The organism is Sinorhizobium sp. NG07B (genome assembly GCF_002532005.1).
Classification (GTDB): Bacteria; Pseudomonadota; Alphaproteobacteria; order Rhizobiales; family Rhizobiaceae; genus Sinorhizobium; species Sinorhizobium fredii_C.
On sequence record NZ_NWTD01000003.1, the window covers coordinates 897,966 to 917,727 of the forward strand.

General features: G+C 64.7%; 17 protein-coding genes. 10 read left to right on the forward strand and 7 right to left on the reverse strand.

Annotated features, from left to right (window positions below):
- Nucleotides 1-67: 67 nt before the first annotated feature.
- From phnG to CO664_RS14100, 7 genes are read left to right on the forward strand one after another with little or no spacing between them, the layout of a single operon-like run.
- The gene (gene phnG, locus CO664_RS14070) at nucleotides 68-535 is read left to right on the forward strand and encodes a phosphonate C-P lyase system protein PhnG (protein ID WP_097539104.1); all 468 of its coding nucleotides are present in this window, start codon (nucleotides 68-70) and stop codon (nucleotides 533-535) included.
- Nucleotides 535-1,143 carry a phosphonate C-P lyase system protein PhnH gene (phnH, locus tag CO664_RS14075; protein ID WP_097539105.1) on the forward strand — a complete coding sequence of 203 codons (609 nt, stop codon included), beginning with the start codon at nucleotides 535-537 and terminating at the stop codon, nucleotides 1,141-1,143. The genes phnG and phnH overlap by 1 nt, the downstream gene beginning before the upstream one ends.
- 3 nt (nucleotides 1,144-1,146) lie before the next feature.
- Nucleotides 1,147-2,253, forward strand: a complete 1,107-nt coding sequence (locus CO664_RS14080) for a carbon-phosphorus lyase complex subunit PhnI (protein WP_097539106.1) — start codon at nucleotides 1,147-1,149, stop codon at nucleotides 2,251-2,253.
- Nucleotides 2,250-3,143 carry an alpha-D-ribose 1-methylphosphonate 5-phosphate C-P-lyase PhnJ gene (locus tag CO664_RS14085; RefSeq protein WP_097525772.1) on the forward strand — a complete coding sequence of 298 codons (894 nt, stop codon included), beginning with the start codon at nucleotides 2,250-2,252 and terminating at the stop codon, nucleotides 3,141-3,143. The genes CO664_RS14080 and CO664_RS14085 overlap by 4 nt, the downstream gene beginning before the upstream one ends.
- Nucleotides 3,140-3,916, forward strand: a complete 777-nt coding sequence (gene phnK, locus CO664_RS14090) for a phosphonate C-P lyase system protein PhnK (RefSeq protein WP_095678063.1) — start codon at nucleotides 3,140-3,142, stop codon at nucleotides 3,914-3,916. Before CO664_RS14085 ends, phnK begins: the two co-directional genes overlap by 4 nt.
- A 3-nt stretch (nucleotides 3,917-3,919) precedes the next feature.
- On the forward strand, nucleotides 3,920-4,627 hold the full coding sequence (phnL, locus tag CO664_RS14095; protein ID WP_097525771.1) for a phosphonate C-P lyase system protein PhnL: 708 nt from the start codon (nucleotides 3,920-3,922) through the stop codon (nucleotides 4,625-4,627).
- The gene (locus CO664_RS14100) at nucleotides 4,624-5,238 is read left to right on the forward strand and encodes a DapH/DapD/GlmU-related protein (RefSeq protein ID WP_097525770.1); all 615 of its coding nucleotides are present in this window, start codon (nucleotides 4,624-4,626) and stop codon (nucleotides 5,236-5,238) included. Before phnL ends, CO664_RS14100 begins: the two co-directional genes overlap by 4 nt.
- A 156-nt stretch (nucleotides 5,239-5,394) precedes the next feature.
- Here CO664_RS14100 and CO664_RS14105 read toward each other — a convergent pair whose 3' ends face one another.
- The 6 genes from CO664_RS14105 to CO664_RS14130 form a co-directional block, all read right to left on the reverse strand.
- Nucleotides 5,395-7,113 carry a dihydroxyacetone kinase family protein gene (locus CO664_RS14105; protein WP_097539107.1) on the reverse strand — a complete coding sequence of 573 codons (1,719 nt, stop codon included), beginning with the start codon at nucleotides 7,111-7,113 and terminating at the stop codon, nucleotides 5,395-5,397.
- Nucleotides 7,114-7,117: 4 nt separating this feature from the next.
- Nucleotides 7,118-8,059, reverse strand: coding sequence for a sugar phosphate isomerase/epimerase family protein (locus tag CO664_RS14110; protein WP_097539108.1), 942 nt, complete (start codon nucleotides 8,057-8,059; stop codon nucleotides 7,118-7,120).
- A 54-nt stretch (nucleotides 8,060-8,113) separates the two neighbouring features.
- Nucleotides 8,114-9,649: a tripartite tricarboxylate transporter permease gene (locus CO664_RS14115; protein ID WP_097539109.1), complete on the reverse strand. Its 1,536-nt coding sequence runs from the start codon at nucleotides 9,647-9,649 to the stop codon at nucleotides 8,114-8,116.
- A gap of 34 nt (nucleotides 9,650-9,683) precedes the next feature.
- A complete protein-coding gene (locus CO664_RS14120) occupies nucleotides 9,684-10,184 on the reverse strand; it encodes a tripartite tricarboxylate transporter TctB family protein (RefSeq protein WP_037418912.1) in 501 nt (166 codons plus the stop codon).
- Between the two features lie 75 nt (nucleotides 10,185-10,259).
- Entirely contained in the window at nucleotides 10,260-11,246 is a 987-nt protein-coding gene (locus CO664_RS14125; RefSeq protein WP_037418894.1) for a tripartite tricarboxylate transporter substrate binding protein, read from the reverse strand.
- 74 nt (nucleotides 11,247-11,320) lie between these two features.
- Entirely contained in the window at nucleotides 11,321-12,367 is a 1,047-nt protein-coding gene (locus CO664_RS14130; protein ID WP_097539213.1) for a 4-hydroxythreonine-4-phosphate dehydrogenase PdxA, read from the reverse strand.
- 202 nt (nucleotides 12,368-12,569) lie between these two features.
- On the opposite strand from CO664_RS14130, the gene CO664_RS14135 reads away from it, so the two are divergent.
- Nucleotides 12,570-13,256, forward strand: a complete 687-nt coding sequence (locus CO664_RS14135) for a GntR family transcriptional regulator (protein WP_097525765.1) — start codon at nucleotides 12,570-12,572, stop codon at nucleotides 13,254-13,256.
- Between the two features lie 62 nt (nucleotides 13,257-13,318).
- Here CO664_RS14135 and CO664_RS14140 read toward each other — a convergent pair whose 3' ends face one another.
- The gene (locus CO664_RS14140) at nucleotides 13,319-13,864 is read right to left on the reverse strand and encodes a Pycsar system effector family protein (RefSeq protein WP_097525764.1); all 546 of its coding nucleotides are present in this window, start codon (nucleotides 13,862-13,864) and stop codon (nucleotides 13,319-13,321) included.
- Between the two features lie 130 nt (nucleotides 13,865-13,994).
- Here CO664_RS14140 and CO664_RS14145 point away from each other — a divergent pair, with 130 nt between their 5' ends.
- Both CO664_RS14145 and CO664_RS14150 read left to right on the forward strand, forming a co-directional pair.
- Nucleotides 13,995-17,612, forward strand: coding sequence for a FecR domain-containing protein (locus CO664_RS14145; RefSeq protein ID WP_097539110.1), 3,618 nt, complete (start codon nucleotides 13,995-13,997; stop codon nucleotides 17,610-17,612).
- Nucleotides 17,612-19,603, forward strand: coding sequence for a CHASE2 domain-containing protein (locus CO664_RS14150; protein WP_097539111.1), 1,992 nt, complete (start codon nucleotides 17,612-17,614; stop codon nucleotides 19,601-19,603). Before CO664_RS14145 ends, CO664_RS14150 begins: the two co-directional genes overlap by 1 nt.
- Nucleotides 19,604-19,762: the final 159 nt, after the last annotated feature.

The window sequence follows — 19,762 nt, forward strand, 5'->3', positions numbered from 1 at the left end:
TTCCGACCGTTAGAGAATGGTATAAGATGTATAGTTGTCTAGATCAATAGACATTTGGATGAAGCAAATGGACGCCAAGCAGAGATTTGAAGCCTCAGAGGCGTGGGATCGCAAGGAAGGCATGCGGCTTCTGGCCCGCGCTACCCTTGCGGAACTGACGGCCGCCTGGGAAGCCATAGCCGACAAGCCGGACGTGGCGCCGGTCCGCGGTCCGGAGACCGGACTCGTCATGGTGCGCGGCCGCATCGGCGGCGGCGGCGATCCTTTCAACCTGGGCGAGGCGACAGTGTCACGTGCCACCGTCCGGCTCTCGACCGGCGAGGTCGGCCACGGGCAGATGCTCGGCACCGACAAGGAGCGCGCCCGCTACGCGGCGATCTTCGACGCCCTTTTCCAGCACGATGCGCACCGTCCGGCGGTCGAAGCGCTGCACCGGCTGATCGCCGCCCGCCTCGATAGGCAAGACCAGCGGAAAGCCGAGGAGACGGCGGCGACCCGCGTCGATTTCTTCACCATGGTCCGGGGAGAGGATTGATGGGCACGCAGTCGCAGATCTATGCCGGCGCCTTCGCCGATCCCGTCTTCGCGGCGCAATCCGTGTTCCGCACCCTGATGGACAGTTTTGCCCGCCCGGGCACTATCGGCCGCCTCTCGGCTCAATCGTCACCACCCTCGCCTCTTGGTAACGCCAGCGGCGCCGTGGCACTGACGCTCTGCGATCACGACACCCCCGTCTGGCTCTCACCGGCGCTCGCCAAATCTTCGGTGCCGCAATGGATCGCCTTCCATACCGGCGCCGCCCTGACCGAAGCCAAGGACGAGGCGCGTTTCGCCTTCGTCGAGAAGGGGGCCGCGGTGCCGGGCTTCGATCAGTTCGCCCTCGGCACCCAGGAATATCCCGACCGCTCGACGACGCTGGTGGTCGAGATCGAGGCACTGACCGGCGGTGAGGCGCTCGTCGCTCGCGGGCCGGGCATCAAAACTGAGATCGGCGTCGCACCGAAGGGCCTGCCGGACGTCTTTCTCGACTTCTGGGCGGCCAACCGGGCGGCCTTCCCACGCGGCATCGATCTGGTGCTGACGTCGGGCGACGCGGTGCTCTGCCTGCCGCGCACGACGAAGCTCTCGGCGAAGGAGTTCTGATCCATGTATGTTGCCGTGAAGGGCGGGGAAGCCGCCATCGCCAATGCGCATCGCCTGCTTGCCGACCGCCGGCGCGGCGACCGCTCGCTGCCCTCGATCACCATCGAGCAGGTGGTCGAGCAGCTCGGTCTGGCCGTCGATCGCGTCATGGCCGAGGCCTCGCTTTACGACCGCTCGCTCGCCGCACTTGCCGTGCGCCAAGCGCGCGGCGACATGATAGAGGCGATCTTCATCCTGCGCGCCTATCGCACCACGCTCCCCCGCTTCGGCTATTCCGAGCCGATCGACACTGCCGGAATGCTGGTCGAACGGCGCGTGTCCGCCACCTACAAGGACCTGCCCGGCGGTCAGCTTCTCGGCCCCACTTTCGACTACACCCACCGCCTGCTCGACCCGTCGCTCATCGGCGACGAACCGGTCGCGGCGCCGGCGATGAAGTCATCGGGCGAACAGGTCATGCGCGTCTCGGACATTCTCGACGGCGAGGGCCTGATCGAAGTCGACGGCCAGATGCCCGATGGTCATGTGGCGGGCGACCTGACGCGAGAGCCGATGGAATTCCCGATGGCCCGCGACCTGCGCCTGCAGGCCCTTGCCCGCGGCGACGAAGGCTTTCTCTTGGCGCTCGCCTATTCCACCCAGCGCGGCTACGGCCGCACCCATCCCTTCGTCGGCGAGATCCGGATCGGCGAGGTGGAGGTCGAGCTTGATCTGCCGGAGCTCGGCTTCGCCGTCTCGCTCGGCACCATCCGCGTAACCGAATGCCAGATGGTCAACCAGTTCAAGGGCTCGGCCAAACAGCCGCCGCAATTCACCCGTGGCTACGGTCTCGTTTTCGGCCAGAGCGAGCGGAAGGCCATGTCGATGTCGCTCGTCGACCGGGCGCTCCGGACCGACGAGTTCAGTGAGGACATCGTCGCCCCGGCCCAGGACCAGGAATTCGTCATCTCGCATGCCGACAACGTCCAGGCGACCGGCTTCGTCGAGCATCTGAAGCTGCCGCACTACGTCGATTTCCAGGCCGAGCTCGACCTGGTGCGGCGCATGCGCCGCGACTACAAGGCCGCCCACGCCGGCCAAGCGGACGGCATGAAGGAGGCCGCCGAATGAACGACCTTGCCACCTACAATTTCGCCTATCTCGACGAACAGACGAAGCGGATGATCCGGCGGGCGATTCTCAAGGCGATCGCTATTCCCGGCTACCAGGTGCCCTTCGCCTCCCGCGAAATGCCGATGCCCTATGGCTGGGGCACCGGCGGCGTGCAGGTCACCGCCTCAATCCTTGGCCCCGATGACGTTTTGAAGGTCATCGACCAGGGCGCCGACGACACCACCAATGCCGTCTCGATCCGCGCCTTCTTCCAGAAGGTCGCTAACATCGCCGTCACCACCAAGACGACGGATGCGACGATCATCCAAACGCGCCACCGCATTCCCGAGGAGCCGCTTCGAGAAGGCCAGACGCTCGTCTACCAGGTGCCGATCCCGGAACCGTTGCGCTTCCTGGAGCCACGCGAGACCGAGACGCGCAAGATGCATGCGCTCGAAGAATACGGCCTCATGCATGTGAAGCTCTACGAGGACATCGCCCGCAACGGCCACATCGCCACGACCTATGCCTATCCGGTCAAGGTCGAGGGCCGCTACGTCATGGACCCCTCGCCGACGCCGAAATTCGACAATCCGAAGATGCACATGTCGGAGGCGCTGCAGCTCTTCGGCGCCGGCCGCGAGAAACGCATCTATGCGGTGCCGCCCTTCACCGAGGTCGTCAGCCTCGATTTCGAGGACCACCCTTTCGAGATCCAGAAATTCGACAAGCCCTGCGCGCTCTGCGGTGCGGAGAACGTCTATCTTGACGAGGTGGTGCTCGACGACAAGGGTGGGCGCATGTTCGTCTGCTCCGACACCGACCATTGCGAGGAGCGGCAAGCGAATGGGCATGCCGGCGCCATGCTCGGTCGCCCCCAGAACGAACGCAAGGAGCCCGCAGAATGAGCGCCCTGCCGCTTCTCAAGGTCAAGGACGTCTCGAAGTTCTACGGAAGCCGTATCGGCTGCCGCAATGTCTCCTTCGAGCTCTATCCCGGCGAGGTGCTCGCCGTCGTCGGCGAGTCCGGTTCTGGCAAGACGACGCTGCTTTCCTGCCTCTCGACTCGGCTAATGCCGAGCTCCGGCATCATCGAATACCACATGCGCGACGGCCAGTACCGCGATCTGGCCCATATGGGCGAGGCCGAGCGGCGCTTCCTGATGCGCACCGATTGGGGTTTCGTGCACCAGAACCCTGCCGATGGGCTGAGGATGACGGTTTCGGCCGGCGCCAATGTCGGCGAGCGGCTGATGGCGGTCGGCGACCGGCACTACGGCAATATCCGCGCCAGCGCCAGCGACTGGCTACGGCGCGTCGAGATCGGCGAGGACCGGATCGACGACCAGCCGCGCGCCTTTTCCGGCGGCATGCGCCAGCGCCTGCAGATCGCCCGCAATCTAGTCACCTCGCCCCGCCTCGTCTTCATGGACGAGCCAACCGGCGGCCTCGACGTCTCGGTTCAGGCGCGCCTCCTCGATCTGGTGCGCGGCCTCGTCCACGACCTCGGGCTGGCCGCGATCATCGTCACCCACGACCTCGCGGTGGCCCGCCTCCTCTCGCACCGGATGATGGTGATGAAGGACGGCACGGTCATCGAACAGGGGCTGACCGACCGCGTGCTCGACGACCCGCGCGAGCCCTATACGCAGCTTCTCGTCTCTTCGATCCTGCAGGTGTGATCCATGGCTACTCCCCTAGTCGTTTCAGAAGTCGCCAAGAGCTTCACCATGCACCTGCGCGACGGCGTACGCCTGCCGGTCGTCGCCAACGTCTCCTTCTCGGTGAAGACCGGCGAATGCGTCGTGCTCGGCGGCCCTTCCGGCGTCGGCAAGAGCTCGATCCTCAAGATGCTCTACGGCAATTACGGCGTCGACGGTGGCCAGATCCTGATGGAGCATGACGGCCGGCTCGTGAACCTCGCGGATGCCGAACCGCGCACCGTGCTCGAAGTGCGCCGCACCACGCTCGGCTATGTCAGCCAGTTCCTGCGCGTCGTGCCGCGCGTCTCCGCCCTCGACATCGTCGCCGAACCTTTGCAGGCGCGCGGGGGTGCGGCCGCCGAGGCGAGGGAGCGCGCTGCAGAACTGCTTTCGAAGCTCAACCTGCCTCAGGAGCTGTGGGCTCTACCACCCGCCACTTTCTCCGGCGGCGAGCAGCAGCGCGTCAACATCGCCCGCGGCTTCATCACCGATCACAAAATCCTGCTGCTCGACGAGCCAACGGCCTCGCTCGATGCGAAGAACCGCGCCGTTGTGGTCGAGATGATCGCCGAGAAGAAGGCGCAAGGCACGGCGCTGGTCGGCATCTTCCACGACGCCGAAGTCCGCGACGCGGTCGCCGACCGCATCATCGACGTCTCCGAATTCTCGCCGAGGAAGCACGCCGCATGAGCCATAAGCTTGGTCTCGAACCCTTCATCCATCCGACCGCCAGCGTCACAAATTCGAAGCTTGGGTGCTACACGGAGATCCAGGAGCGTTCGCGTCTCGACGAGGTCGAGTTCGGCGACTATTCCTACGTCATGCAGGACGGCTCTATCTGGTGCGCGACGGTCGGCAAGTTCGTCAACATCGCCGCCGCCGTGCGCATCAATGCCACCAACCACCCGACCTGGCGGGCGACGCTGCATCATTTCACCTATCGCGCGCCGATGTACTGGGACGACGCCGAGCCGGATCACGACCTCTTCGCCTGGCGCCGGCAGAACCGGGTGACGATCGGCCACGACGTCTGGATCGGCCATGGCGCCACGATCCTGCCAGGCGTCAAGGTCGGCAACGGCGCCGTCATCGGCGCCGGCGCCGTCGTCTCGAAAGACGTTGCGCCCTACACGATCGTCGGCGGCGTCCCCGCCAAGCTGATCCGCCAGCGCTTCACCGCCGAGATCGGCGAGGCCATGGACCGCCTCGCCTGGTGGGATTGGGACCACGCCAAGCTGCGCCGGGCGTTGGATGATTTTCGCGAACTGACGGCGGATGAGTTTCTGGTGCGGTACGGATGATGCAGACCCCCCTCATCCGGCCTGCCGCCACCTTCTCCCCGCAATCGGGGCAAAGGGGACTCGCGGTACCGCTCTGCTAAGTCCCCTCGCCCCGCCTGCGAGGAGAGGGTTAGGGTGAGGGGCAAATCCGCCGTCCGGTGCGCGAGGCGATCGAAATCATACGTCGCCAACGCCTCCCAAGAACTCACCCGTAACCCTCGCCACCAGCGCCAGCGAGGTCGCGCCGGCATCCGGATGACCTATGCTCTTCTCCGCCAGCGGCCGCGCCCGCCCGAGCTTTGGCGTCAGGCTGGATGTTCCCTCGGCCGCGTCCTGCGCGGCCTTTGCCGCCGCCTTCCAGGCCTCGACGAGAGGCTTGCCGGCTGCAGCTTCCCTTTCTAGCCTGTCGACGAAAGGCACAAGCGCATCGACAAGCGTCTTGTCGCCGACGCGGGCGCGACCGAGCCGGGTGACGCCGTCGAGAGCGAGACGCGCACCCTTGACGACCGCCGCTTCGCCGATCTTCTCGTCATCGCAGAAGGCATTGCTCCAGGACCTGAGCGCCAGCCCCCAGATCGCGCCGGACGTGCCGCCGGCGCGGTCCGCCCAGGCGTCGCCCGCGGCAGCCAGCACGCTCGCCGCGCCGGCGCCCGCCGCAACCGCTGCATTGGCAGCATCTAGCGCGGCGGCCGAGCCGCGCCGCATGCCCTGGCCATGGTCGCCGTCGCCGGCAATAGCGTCGATCCGGCCGAGTTCGTCTTCCGCCGCCTTCAGCGCTTCAGCGACACTGCCGATCAGCCGGGCGATACACCTGCCGCTCTCCTTCGAAGCTTCCGAGGCGGCGCCGAACGACTGCGGCCCTTCCGCATCGACGATGTCGTCCGTCGCAGGTTCGGCAGCGATGATCGTGCCCTTGCGCAGCACTGGCGCATCTGCGGGCGCGCGCCACAGCACTTCCAGCTCCTCGTCGAGCCAGAGAAGCGTCAGCGAGCAGCCCTGCATGTCGAGGCTGGTGACGAATTCGCCGCATTCCGGGTCGACGATTTCCAGCCCCGCCCCCGCCAGTTCCTTGGCAATCGCCGTCCACAACACGAAGAGCTCCTCGTACTTGGTCGAACCGAGGCCGTTCAGCACCGCGGCGACCTTGCGGGTGCCGGCCGGCCGCTCGGCCAGCAGCTTCCCGATCAGCAATTTCGCGAGGTCGCTGGCGGAGGAGATCGTCTCCTCGCTGATGCCGGGCTCGCCGTGAATGCCGAGGCCAAGCGCCATCTGTCCCTTAGGGACGGTGAAGAGCGGTCCGGCGGCGCCCGGCAGGGTGCAGCCGCCGAAGGCGACGCCGAACGACACGGTCCGTTCATTGGCAAGGCGCGCCAGCCGTTCCACCTCGTCGAGCGATTTTCCCGCCTCGGCGGCGGCGCCGGTGATCTTGAAGACGACGAGGTCGCCAGCAATGCCGCGGCGCTTGGCCGGCGTTTCCACCGAAGCGCTCGCCACGTCGTCGGTCACCGGCACGAAGCGCACGTCGATGCCTTCAGCGCGCAGGCGCTCGGCCGCAACCCCGAAGTTCAACACGTCGCCGGCATAGTTGCCGAAGCCGAGCAGCACCCCGCCGCCCTGGTTCGCATGGCGGCAGACCCGGGCGACGGCGGCCGTCGACGGGGAGGCGAAAACGTCGCCGGCAACCGCCGCATCCGCGAGGCCCGGACCGACATAGCCGGCAAAGGCCGGATAGTGGCCGGAGCCGCCGCCGATCACCACGGCCACCTTGCCCTTAGGCACTTTGGTGGAGCGCACCACGCCGCCCTTCACCAGGCGGACATTACGGGCATAGATCGCTGCGAAACCGGCAAGCGCAGTCGTGGCAAAATCTTCCGGAGCGTCAAAGATCGTCGTCATCGCTTTAATGTCCCTGTTCGCGAGGCAGGATGCGCCTCAGATAATCGCGGTTGGCGGCGCTGACGGAAAGCCCGTCGCCGCCATAATGCTCGCAGAGGAAGGGGCTTTCGAAGCCGTGCGCCAGGGCCATGCGGATCGCCGAGCGGTAATTGATGACGCCGAATTCGAGCGGGGCCGGATGGGTGACGATGAGCCCCGAAGCCGCATCCTCCGTGCGGTTGTAGTTCTTGACGTGCCAATATTTAGCAAAGGGCGCAACCTTTGCCATCATCTCCTGCCAATGCTCGACCGGCCGATGCAGGCGGATGAGGTTGCCGAGATCGGCGTTGATGCCGACATTTTGGAGCCCGACCTCCTCGACGAAGCGCACCGAACTGTCGGCCGTGCCGAGATAGGTGTCCTCGTACATTTCCAAGGACACCTCGACGCCGAGCTCTTCCGCATGCCGGCCGAGCTCGCGGACCCGCGAAACCGCCGTCTTCCACGTCGCCGCGTCGTCCGGGTTCTTCAGTCCATCGACGGTCCAGAACCACAGCACTTGTCTCTGCGCCTCCGTCAGCGGACCGAAGAAGCCGAAGGAAACAGAGCCCGCGCCGACTGCCGCCGCAGTCTCGATGACCCGGTGTCCATAGGCGAGATATTCCTCGCCATGCTCGGGATCGATCAGGCTGCGCCGCGAGGTCGAGATCGCCGGGATCGCGAGGCCGAGGGATTGAGTCAAACCGACGAATTCTTCCAGCCAATCACGCGACAGATCCGCGAGCCGGATCCAGCTGTCGGTCGGGTCGAGCTCGGTAAAGCCGGCGTCGACCACATCGTGAAGCGTTGCGGCCCATTCCTCCACCGACTGCTCCTGCACGGATCGGCCGTCCGGCAAAATGTTCGGGTACTGGATCATCGCGGCCGCGATCGGCCAGTTGTCACGGTTCCATTTGCGTGGCGCCATGGCGAACTCCTCGAGATTGGAGAGATTTGATCAGGTGTTTCTGCGGCGGCCCATTCAGGCTGCCGCGTTGCCGTCGCCATGCGGAGCGACGTCGTGCCGGCGCTTGCGCAGGCTGCCTATCAGCCAGAAGGCAAGCGGGGAAAGAAGCAGCACCAGGCCGAGCGCCATCAGCGCGGAAACGAGCCCGTTCGACCAGAAAATGCTGAGGCTGCCGCCGGACATCAGCATCGATTGGCGGAATGCATCCTCGGCCTTGTCGCCAAGCACCATGGCGAGAACCAGCGGCGCCAGCGGATAATCGAGCTTCTTGAAAACGTAGCCGAGCAGGCCGAAACCAATAACCAGGAAAATGTCGGAGACGGAATTTGCGACCTGATAGGCCCCCGAGAAGATCACCGCGACGATGATCGGACCGATGATCGAGAAGGGCACGCGCAGGATCGAAGCGTAGAGCGGCACGGTCGCGATCACCAGGAACACGGCGACGACATTGCCGAGATACATCGAGGCGATCAGGCCCCAGACGAAATCCGGCCGGTCGGTGAAGAGCATCGGACCGGGCGTCAGGCCCCATATCATCAGGCCGCCCATCATCACCGCGGCGGTCGCCGAACCGGGCACGCCAAGCGCCAGCATCGGCAGCAGCGCCGAGGTGCCGGCCGAATGGTCGGCGGTTTCCGGCGCCACGACGCCGCGCGGATCGCCCTTGCCGAACAGGGACTTGTCGCGTGCCGAGCGGCGGGCGATGCCATAGCTCATGAAGGACGCGGCGGTCGGGCCGGCCGGCGTGATGCCCATCCAGATGCCAATGATCGTCGAGCGGGCGATGGTCAGCCAGTAGCGCGGGATCTCGATCAGCGTGCGGCCGATCTCGGCGAGCTTGACGCGCGCCTTGATGCCTTCGAAGCGCAGGCCTTCCTCGGTCGTCAGCAGCAGTTCGCCGATGCCGAAGAGGCCCATGACGGCGATCAAGAAGCTCACGCCTTTTATGAGTTCGGGAATGTCGAAGGTCAGCCGCAGATTGCCGGAGATCGTGTCCATGCCGATCGAGGCGAGCGCGAAGCCGAGCATCATCGAAACGAGGGTCTTGAAGGGCGACTGCGCGCCCATCGAGATGAAGCTCGCAAAGGCGAGGAAATAAACTGCGAAATATTCGGGCGACGAAAACCGGAGGGCGAAATTCGCGACCCAGCCGGAAAGCAGCGTGATCATCACGACGCCGGCCAGCGCCCCGAGGCCGGCCGAGACGAAGGCGAGCGTCAGCGCCCGGCTTGCCTGTCCGGCCTTGGCCATCGGATAGCCGTCGAAGGTGGTGGCGACGGAGGAGGGTTCGCCCGGGATGTTGAAGAGGATCGACGTCGTCGAGCCGCCGAAGAGCGCGCCCCAATACATGCAGGAGAGCAGGATGATCGCCGAGATCGGTTCCATCGAGAAGGTGAGCGGCAAGAGCAGCGACACGCCGTTCGGTGCCCCGAGCCCCGGCAGCACGCCGACAAGAATGCCGAGCGTCACGCCCACCATCATCAACAGAATGTGGTTCCAGCTCAGGATGTGGCCGAAGCCGTCGATCAGAAGACCGATATTTTCCATGTCATTCCTCCCGCAGGCAATGCATTCGCCCGGGTCAATAGATCCCGAACCAGGCCTCGACCGGTCCCTTCAGCAGCGGAACCTGGAAGCCGATTTCGAAGACGACGAAGAAGACGAGCGAGACGCCGAGCCCTGCCGGCAGGGCGATCCACCATCTGTAGCGCCCTTGGAAGAGCATCGTCGCGGCGATATAGAGAGCCGTCCCGACATAGAGCCCGAGCCAGGCGGAAACGGCGCCGAAGGCAACGAGCGGCAGCAGGAAGGAAGCAACAACCTTGGCGCGCCCGGCATCGAGGAAGATCTCTCCGGTGCCGCGGTGCTTGAGGAACGCGTGGGCGATATTGACGAGGCTGCCGAAGACGATGAGAAGGCCGATATAGAAGGGGAAATAGCCCGCATCCGGCCCCATCTCGGTCCAGCCGGCGCCGATATCGAGCGAACCGTAGCAGACGGCGGCGCCAAAGGCGGCGGTCAGCGCCGCGACGCCAAGCTCGACCGCGAAGCGGGAGACCCCATTCGCACTGTTCTCACTCATGACCGTAACCTTTCGAAAGCGGTGGCAGGCGCCGAGCGCCGGAGAGCATGTCCGCTCCCGGCGCCCGCCTGAGTCTTAGTTGGCAAGCCAGCCTTCGCGCTTCAGCACTTCGCTGACGGCGGCGCCGTCCACCTCGACCGCGGACTTGAGTTCGTCACCGCTCAGATAGACGGGCGACTGCGACGTATCGGCGAGATACTTCGCCCATTCCGGCGTCTCGGAAACCTTGCGCATCACATCCGCATAGAACTGCACGACATCCGGCTCGACGCCGCCCGGCAGCCAGACGGTGCGCGGCATGGAATAGTTGTCGATCGGAATGCCGGCCTCCTTGCAGGTCGGGATATCGCCCCAGCCCTTGTCGCCGGCGACCTTCGTGTCGCTCGAAAGCTTCACGCTCTTGAAGACGCAGAGCGGCTTCACCATGCCGGCCTGCCACTGGCCGAGATTCTCGCTCGGATTGTTGACATTGGCGTCGATATGCTCGCCGGCAAGCTGCACCGCCGCCTCGCCGCCGCTCTTAAACGGGATGTAGTTGATCTTGGCGCCGGTCGCGTCGTTGATCATCGAGGTCAGGATCTGGTCGACGTCCTTCGACTGGCTGCCACCGATCTTTAAGCCGCCCTCCTTCGCCTTCGCGACGAAATCTGCGGCAGTGGCATAATCCGCCTTGCCGTTGACCCAGAGGACGAATTCATCGGATGCAAGAGCTGCGACCGGCGTCAGGTCCTCGGCCTTGTAGGGCACCTTGGCGCGAACGGGCAGCAGATAGGCGTTGTTGGTGCCGAAGGCGAGCTTGTGGGCGTCGCCCTTGTAGCCGGCCGTGTAGACGAAGCCCTCCGCTCCGCCGGCGCTGCCCTTGTTGGTGACGACCACCGGCGACTTCATCAGTTCGTATTTGGCGATGATCGCCTGAATCGTGCGCGCGAAAATGTCTGTGCCGCCGCCGGGACCGGCGGTGACGACGAATTCCACCGGGCGGTTCGGCTCGAAGGCCGCGGCCGGCGCGGCCACGCCGAGCGCGGCGGCGATCATGCATGCGATAGAAACGGATTTCTTCATGTCTTGTCCTCCCGTTGAGTTGGATCCGGCGCAAAACCTCCCCTGGCGCCGGTATGTCTTGAAAGCGTGCGAATTCAGGCGGCGGCGGAGAGCCCCCGGTTTTTCTTCGCCATGCGCGCCGCAAGCAGGATCGCTTCGCGGCTGGCGCCGACATCGGCGATGCCCTTGCCGGCAATGTCGTAGGCCGTGCCATGCGCCGGCGTGCAGAGCGGGAAAGGCAGGCCGCCCATCATCGTCACGCCCTTGTCGAAGCCCATCAGCTTCATGGCGATCTGGCCCTGGTCGTGATACATGGTCAGCACCGCGTGGAAGCCTTCCTTCAGCGCCCGCACGAACACCGTGTCGGCCGGAAACGGCCCCTCGACGTTGAAGCCGAGCGCCTTCGCCTTCGCGACGGCCGGCTCGATGATGTCGATCTCCTCCATGCCGAAGCTGCCGCCGTCGCCGGCATGCGGGTTCAGCCCCGCGACCGCGATCCGCGCCTCGTCATGGCCGGCGTTCGTGAGGCAGGCCCGGGTGAGCTCGAGTTCGGCAACAATTCCTTCCACCGAAAGGCTTCGCGCCACGTCCTTGAGCGGAATGTGCGAGGTGACGCGGGCGTTCCATACTTTTTCAAGCACATTGAACTCGCGGACCTTGCCGGTGAAGGAAAGCACGTCGGCGACGAAGCGTATCTCGTCGTCATAGCCCGGATAGGCAAAGCGCATTGCCTTCTTGTTGAAGGGCGTGAAGCAGACCGCGTCGGCCTTGCCGGCATGCGCCAGCTCCAGCGCCGCGCGAAAATTCCGGGTGGCGAAGGTGCCGCCGGCAAGCGTCGCCTGGCCGCGCACCACATCGGCCGGATCGAGATGCCTGAGATCGACGAAGACGTGACGCGCGGTGCCGGCCCGGTCGAGCGTCTCGAGCGAGGCCGCTTCGAGATCGAGCGTTACGCCGGCCACCTTGACGCCTTCGTCAAGAATGCGGCGATCACCGATGGCAATGACATGCGCCGCTTCTCGGACATCCCCGAGCGCCAGCAGCCGCGCCGTGAGTTCCGGACTGATCCCTGCCGGGTCGCCCATGGCAAGGGCGATGACAGGCCGGCTATCCACCGCTTCGGCCGCTCCGTTGCTCGTCATTCGATGCTCCTCCGTTTTCACGCCTTGGCCCCCGTCATACGTCTTCCAATATTCTGCATCAAGTCTTTTGTATTCTGTATGCAGCATTTTTTGTTGACGATGGCGGGGCCTGTCTCCATGCTTTGAATGAGGCGCAGCTGATACAATCGGGGCGACCAAGAGAACTTACGACCGGTCACCGGTCGCAGCGCAGAACGGGAAAATGAACGAAATCACATCATTGGAGCGGCGGCCCGAAGGCGGCCCGGGGCCGATCCGGCGCACTGCGCTGCACGACACGCTGGTCAGCCATCTTCGCGACATGATCATCGAGGGGGATCTGCCGCCCGGCACCCGGCTGCACGAAGGTCAGCTCGGCGAACAACTCGGCGTGTCGCGCACGCCGCTGCGCGAAGCGATCAAATATCTGGCGAGCGAGGGCCTGGTCGAGCTCGTGCCGAGCCGCGGCGCCGTCGTCAAGCGCTTCAGCGCCAAGGACGTCAAGGACATGCTGACCGTCTTGCAGTCGCTCGAGGAGCTTGCCGGCCGACTTGCCTGCGAAGCCGCAAGCGACGCGGAGATTGCGGAAATCAGGGCGCTGCACGACGAAATGGTCGCCCGCTACAAGGCAGGCGACCGGCTGCAATATTACAAGCTCAACCAGCAGATCCACACGGCGATCGCTCAGCTTTCCGGCAACGCGGCGCTCGCCGACATGCACGCCATGCTGCAGACGCGGCTGAAGCGCATCCGCTTCATCGGCCACGAAGGCCCGGAAAAATGGGCTGCCGCCGTCGCCGAGCACGAGGAGATGATCGCGACGCTCGAGGCCCGCGACAAGGGCAAGCTATCGGAGGTGCTGGGGCGGCACCTAACGAAGGCCTGGGAGCGGGTGCGCGACTCGGTGTAGGCGCGGCGAGGTAGCGCCTGCCGCTTTCTCCGTGGCGGAAGTCAGTGACGGCTCAGCCAGGTTCAGGGGATTGCCAGCAGGCACACATAGGCGAGTACCGTGATCAGCAGGCCGCGGAAAGCGGCGATGACGAAGCGATATTTGCTGCAGGCAATCGCCGAAAGCACGTCGGCGTTGTCCACATACTGCCGAAACAGATAGGTCGAATCACCACGGCCTGCCGCATCAATGAACTCGTCGCGGTGGGCGCGCCACGCACCCCAGAAGAGCGTCGTGGACGTGGCGCCCTTTCTCGGCAGGACAACGAGAATGGCGGCAAGCAACGAGAATATCGAGGCCAGCGCCATGGCAGCCGAGAGTATCATCGGCAGCATCTCCCCTTCCGTATATCGCTGCCAAGTAAACACGCTCCGCCCTTCTTCGGACGAGACCAAGAAGGCAAACATGAAGGTAAAGATATAGGCCGCCTTCTGATCGGACATCTTGATCTGATCGGAGAAGACATCATTGATCTTCTGGATGTGATCGTAATAGGCGGCCGGCGCGATCTCCCGGCCCTCTCCTTCACTTGAGGCTTCGAGCTTGTACAGATTTCCCCCGAGATCCATGTGTGTCCCCTTGCTCCGTGTCTCCTCTTTATTACACCGGGCCGGTAACAATATATGCCCAAAACTGGGCGCTTGACTTTTCCAGCCCGAAAATCCACTGGATTCCGTGTAACGAGGGGCAGTTGCAGGAATGCGGCGAAGAAGAACGGGGGCATTGCTGATCGCAATGGCGCTCTTTGCGCCATGGCTCGCGTTTGCCGAGCCGGTGCCGCGGCATCAGCCCGCGGCAGGATCGGTTATTGCCCGCAAGTCCGGCGAGGAGGTGCGCTTCGTCGATGTATCTAATTGGCGGTTCGTCGACCTCGCCCAGGACCTGATTGCCGGCGACGTGCTGCGCACCAACGCCACCGGTTCACTGGCCGTACTCTTCCGGGACCACACGCAAATTCGGCTCGGGCGTAACACCGCCTTGCGCGTAAAGCAGATCGGCGGGGGCGACACGAACCTCGAACTCGAATCGGGCTCGATCTGGGCCCGCGCCGAACGCGGCGGCGAAGGGCTGGTGATCGACACGCCGGCGGCTGCCGCCGCAATCCGCGGCACCGACTGGACGATGACCGTCGGCGGCGACGGCAAGACGTCGCTCACCGTCCTCGAAGGTGTCGTCGAGCTCAAGAACGCCTATGGCAGCGTGAGGGTGAAGCAGGGCGAAGGTGCCGTCGCCGCAATCGGCAGCGCGCCCGCCAAGATCGTCATCGTCACGCCGAAGGACCGCGAGCAGATGCTGTTCCATCTGTCGCTTCGCAATGCCTTCGCCTGGATGCCCGCGACACCGCTCAGTGTTCCGGAGATGCGTCGGGAACGCGCGCGGATCGAGACGCAGCCCAATGCCTCCCGATCCGCCGAGGATTGGCTCGGCCTTGCCGAGATTTATCTAGCCCTCAACGGCCGTCAGAAGGCTCAGGCGGTACTCTCGGAGGCAGAGAGGCATGGCCTGACCGGCTCTCAGCTCGCGCGCGCCAAACTCATCCGGGCGCTGATCGCCGGCTCCGCAAATCAATATCGGGAGGCAGCACGGCTATTCGCTGAAGCCGAACGGGGGCTCGACCCGAGCCGCCGGACCATAGCAGCCTACGGGGGATATTTTGCCCGCGGTCTTGCGGACCCCGATCGTGTAGAGACACCCCCACGCGCCGCGGCGGGCCGTTATGCTGGAATGGCGCAGGCCTGGACCGCTGGTTTCCGGGAAGACATCCCCGCAGCCATCGCGGTGATCAAGAAGGCCGAGCGGAGATACCCCGACGACCCGACCTTGCCGGCGGCCCGCGCCCAGCTCGCCCTCTTGCTCGACGATAGAGACGAACTTCGCGATGGCGTCGAACGCGCACTTTCGATCGATCCGGGCGATCCGACCGCGCTCGAGGCCCGCGCCCATTACCGCTACCACATCGAAAACGATCTCGAAGGCGCATTTGCCGATCTCAACAAGGCATTGAAGACGGCCCCGGGTTCATCCTCCATCTGGAATTCGTTGGGGCTCCTCCAGGGTGAGCGCGGCGACAACCGCGCCGCCGAGGTCGCATTAAAGGAAGCGATCGCGCTGGACCCTCTCGATCCCGTCGCTCATGCAAACCTCGCCATCCAATACATGGATGAGATGCGGATGGCCGAAGCGAAACGCGAAATCGACACTGCGCTCTCCGTGGACCCCTCGTTCGACGTGGCGCTTGTAGCGCGCGGGCGCTATCACCTGCAGAACGGCGAGGTCGATAAGGCGGTCGAAGACCTGCTCGCCGGCTCGACGGCCAATCCCGCCTATTCCAACGCCCAGCTCCTGCTTGCGGCCGCCCATTATGAAAAGCACGACCGGGTTCCGGCCGGACAGGCGCTTGACAATGCCGATAGGCTGGATCCGAACGATCCCGTCGTGGCGACGGTCCGAACAGCTATCGCCATCGACGCCTATGACGCAGACGCCGCCATCCGCAACGCCCAGGAAGCGATGCGCCGCACCCGGGCGCGCGGCGGCGACACAGCGGCGCTCGGCGCCAACCAGGAGGCCGGCTCGACGCTCAACGACGCCTTCCGCCTGCAAGGCCTCGACGCCTGGGGCCAATATTACGGCGATGCCGTGTTCGACCCGTTCACCGGCGCGAGCTACGTCGACCAGGCGGTGCGCGGCAGCGTCAATCCATTCTTCAACAACTACGACTTCGCCGCCAACGCAATCACCAACACGACCAACACCACCAGCTTCTCCGCTCTCTTGCAGGGGCTGCTGATCGAGCCGCACATGCTCGCTAGCCGCGAGCGAACCGTCAACTTGCTGCGCTCGCCTTTCTTTGAAGCAGAACTCGGCGGCGGATTCATCGCCAACAAGGATCACACCGGGCGGGTGGGAGAAGCGGCTGTCCGCGGATTTACGGCGTCTCCATTCCCGATCACCGTCTTCGGTACATTCGAGTGGGAAGAGCCGCGGGACACGATCGAATCTGCAGGACTGCCCATCGATCGCAAACGGCGGATCATCGGCGGCAGCGGCTATCTCACGGCCAGCCCAACTCCCGACGACCGTTTTGTCGCCTTCGCAAACTACGCGGATGTCGATGAATCCCGGGAAGTTCTGCCTACACCGCCGGACCTAGGTTTCGGAGACGACTCTTCCGCGCTTATTTCCGGTCTCGCCTGGAGTCACACATTCGGCTACCGCAATGTCGGGAACGCTGCTCTGTTTTTCAAAGAAGTTCGAACCGGTGATAGCCTGACTGCTGTGGATGCCACAGGCACCGAAACGAATCTCGATCTGGACACCAAAGAGCGAAGTTATATTGCTGCCTTGAGTCACACCTACGGGGAAGGAGACCTGACGTGGCGCTACGGCGCAGAGGGTGGGAAAGTGCGGTCTGACAGCCGGACGCATTTCAGCTTCACCGCGTCGCCGCCGTTTCCTTCAGCAACAATAACCGACTATGAATCGTCCGTGCAAACAGTGGCCAAAGCCTATGTCGACGGCCTGTACGAGATCACCCCCGATCTCAAGGTCGAAGGTGCGCTGTTCGCTCGCTATATCGAGGACGTCAACGACAACGACATCCGGATCGAACCGAAACTCGGCATCGCCTGGGCGCCGGGCGAAGGTCATTGGTTGCGCGCAGCCGTTCAGCGTGAAGGTTACAATTTCGGCGCAGCCACGCTGGCCCCCGTTGGCATTGTCGCGCTGCAACCCAATCAGTTCCTGATTGGCACTTCCGGCTATGCCGACACGCTGGCCCTCCGATGGGACGCCGAATGGAACGACTGGCTCTTCACGGCAGTCGACTACCAGCACCAGGAAATCCGCAACGGGTCCATTGCTTTCCCGTTCACCACTGTCGGCGGCCCGTTCGACTTTAATTTCGACAAGGGCAGAGTGGACCGCGTTGCGTTGACCGCCAATGTGGCGCTTGGCCACGGGCTCGGTCTCTCGGCGACCGCGGCCCGCATCGAAAGCGAGAATCTGTCGGCTGGCAGCAGCGGCGATCTGCCCTTGCTGCCTGAAAATTCCGGCCAGGTGGCGCTGACCTGGGTCAACACCGCCAACGTTAAGACGACCGTGGCTGCCAATTATGTCGGCGAGCGTACGACAGACCTTGGCGCGACCCTCGACGACTTCTGGACCCTCGACACATCTCTCTTATGGGAGCCTTTCGACAAGCGGATCGAGGTCGAACTCGCCGGCTTCAACCTGCTCGACGAGGAGTTCGAGCTCAGCGACGGCCTGCCCGGCTGGGGCCCCACGGTCAAGGGTACGGTGAAAGTGCGGTTCTGATGAACGCCCCGCGTCCAGCGCCCACCCGTCAGCGCGTGTCCTCGGCAATCGATCGCATTCGCCTTTCCCCGCGGCGAGCAAAGCTTGCCATCTTGACCGCCTTCGTCGCTGCCCTCGTCTCGCTCGCCTCGCTGACCGGGTCCTGGTCGCTCGCAGATCTCAGAGCCTATGACTACCTCTCGATCATCGGCCGCCCCGCGCTTCCGGAGGACAGCCCCATCATTGTCGCGATCGACGAGCCGTCGATGGCCGAGGTCGGCAGCCAATGGCCATGGCCTCGCGCGCTGCATGCCAGGCTGATCGAGGCGCTGAGAAAGGCCGGCGCGCGGGCGATCGCGCTTGACGTCATCTTTGCCGAGCCGGCCGCCGATCCGCGAAACGACGCGGCGCTCGCCGCAGTCCTCAGGCCGGACGTGGTGCTCGCCGGCGACCAGACGCTGATCCAGACGCCGCAGGCCGAACAATTCGTCCGCACCGAACCCCTCGCCCTCTTCACGGAGAGAGGCGCCAAGGTCGGCATCGCCTCGGTCAATCTCAGCGGCGACGGTACGCTCCGGCAAATCCCGTCCTATCCGGACGGGTTCGCCGTGACGCTCGCGACAGTCGCCGGAGCGGACCCGGAGCAGCCGCAGGCGCAGAGGCTCATCCAGACCTTCGGCCCGGCGCGCACCTATCCGACCGTTTCCTATTACCAGGCGCTCGATCCCATAAATTTCCTGCCGGAAGGTACGTTCCGCGACCGCGTCGTCATCGTCGGCCTGAGCCTGCAGAACGCCCCGTCGATCGCCGACGGCGGCGCCGATGCCTTCGCCACCTCCGACACCGTCTTTTCGCGCGGCCTCGTCGCCGGCGCGGAGATCCAGGCGACCATTTATGACAATCTCGTTCACCGGCTCGCCATCAAGTTAGCGGGTGCGCCTGCTTCCACGCCGGCAATCCTGCTGGCCGCGCTAGCCGCAGCGCTTGTCGTGCTAAAATCGACGAGTTGGAGGACCTTCGGCTACGGCGCCTTCGCACTCGCGCTGATCCTTCTCGCAAGCTACGGCCTGATGCGTTTCGGCCATGTCTTCGTCTCGCCGCTCGGACCTGGCCTTGCCTTCCTCGGCGTCGCGGTCGGCCAGGCGGGCATCGACTATGCCGAGGAACGCCGCCGCCGCCGCGAGATCACCCGCGCCTTCTCGCAATATCTCTCGCCGGCGCTCGTCGAACGGCTGGCGCAGGACCCATCGCAACTGAAACTCGGCGGCGAGCGGCGCACGCTGACGATCCTTTTTTGCGACGTCCGCGGCTTCACGACGATCGCGGAAGACATGAAGGACGACCCGGAGGGGCTGACGACGCTCGTCAATCGGCTGCTGACGCCGCTCTCCGAGGCGGTGCTGAATCAGGGCGGCACGATCGACAAATATATCGGCGACTGCCTGATGGCCTTCTGGAACGCGCCGCTCGACGATCCCGACCACGCCCTTCACGCCGTCGCCGCGGCCCGCGACATGCTCGCTGCGCTCGCCCGCATCAATGCCGAGCTCGATGCCGAGGCGGTCGCGGCCGGGCGGCAGCCGAAGACGCTGCGCATCGGCATCGGCATCAATACCGGCGAATGCGTCGTCGGCAACATGGGCTCCGCCCGCCGCTTCGACTATTCGGCGCTGGGCGATGCGGTCAACCTCGCCTCGCGCCTCGAAGGTGCCTCGAAGGACTACGGCATCCCGCTTCTGCTTGGCGAACGGACGGCTGCACTCGCCGCCGCCAGCTTCCCGGTGGTCGAGATCGACCGCATCACCGTTAAGGGACGGAACACGGTCTCGCCGGTCTCCACGCTGGCCGAGGGTGCCTCCGAGGCAGCACTCGGCCGACATCTCGCCTATATCGAAGCGAAGTACCGCGACCCCGGCGGCATCGACGCGGCTGAGTTCGACGAGCTCAAATCGGCGCTGCCCTCGCTCGAGCGCTATTACGAACGCGAACGCGAGCGGCTCCGCTCCGCCTAGAGCATCCTGCTTTCAAGTGGAACCACCGAAAGCAGAAAAGATGCTCTAGATTCAAAGTGCTAGAGCGTCCTTTGCGCGTTCGAATGAACGCGCGGCGCTCTAGAGGCGGAATTCAATCCGATTGGAACGGCGTGATACCCCGCTCTGCCCTGCCGGGCC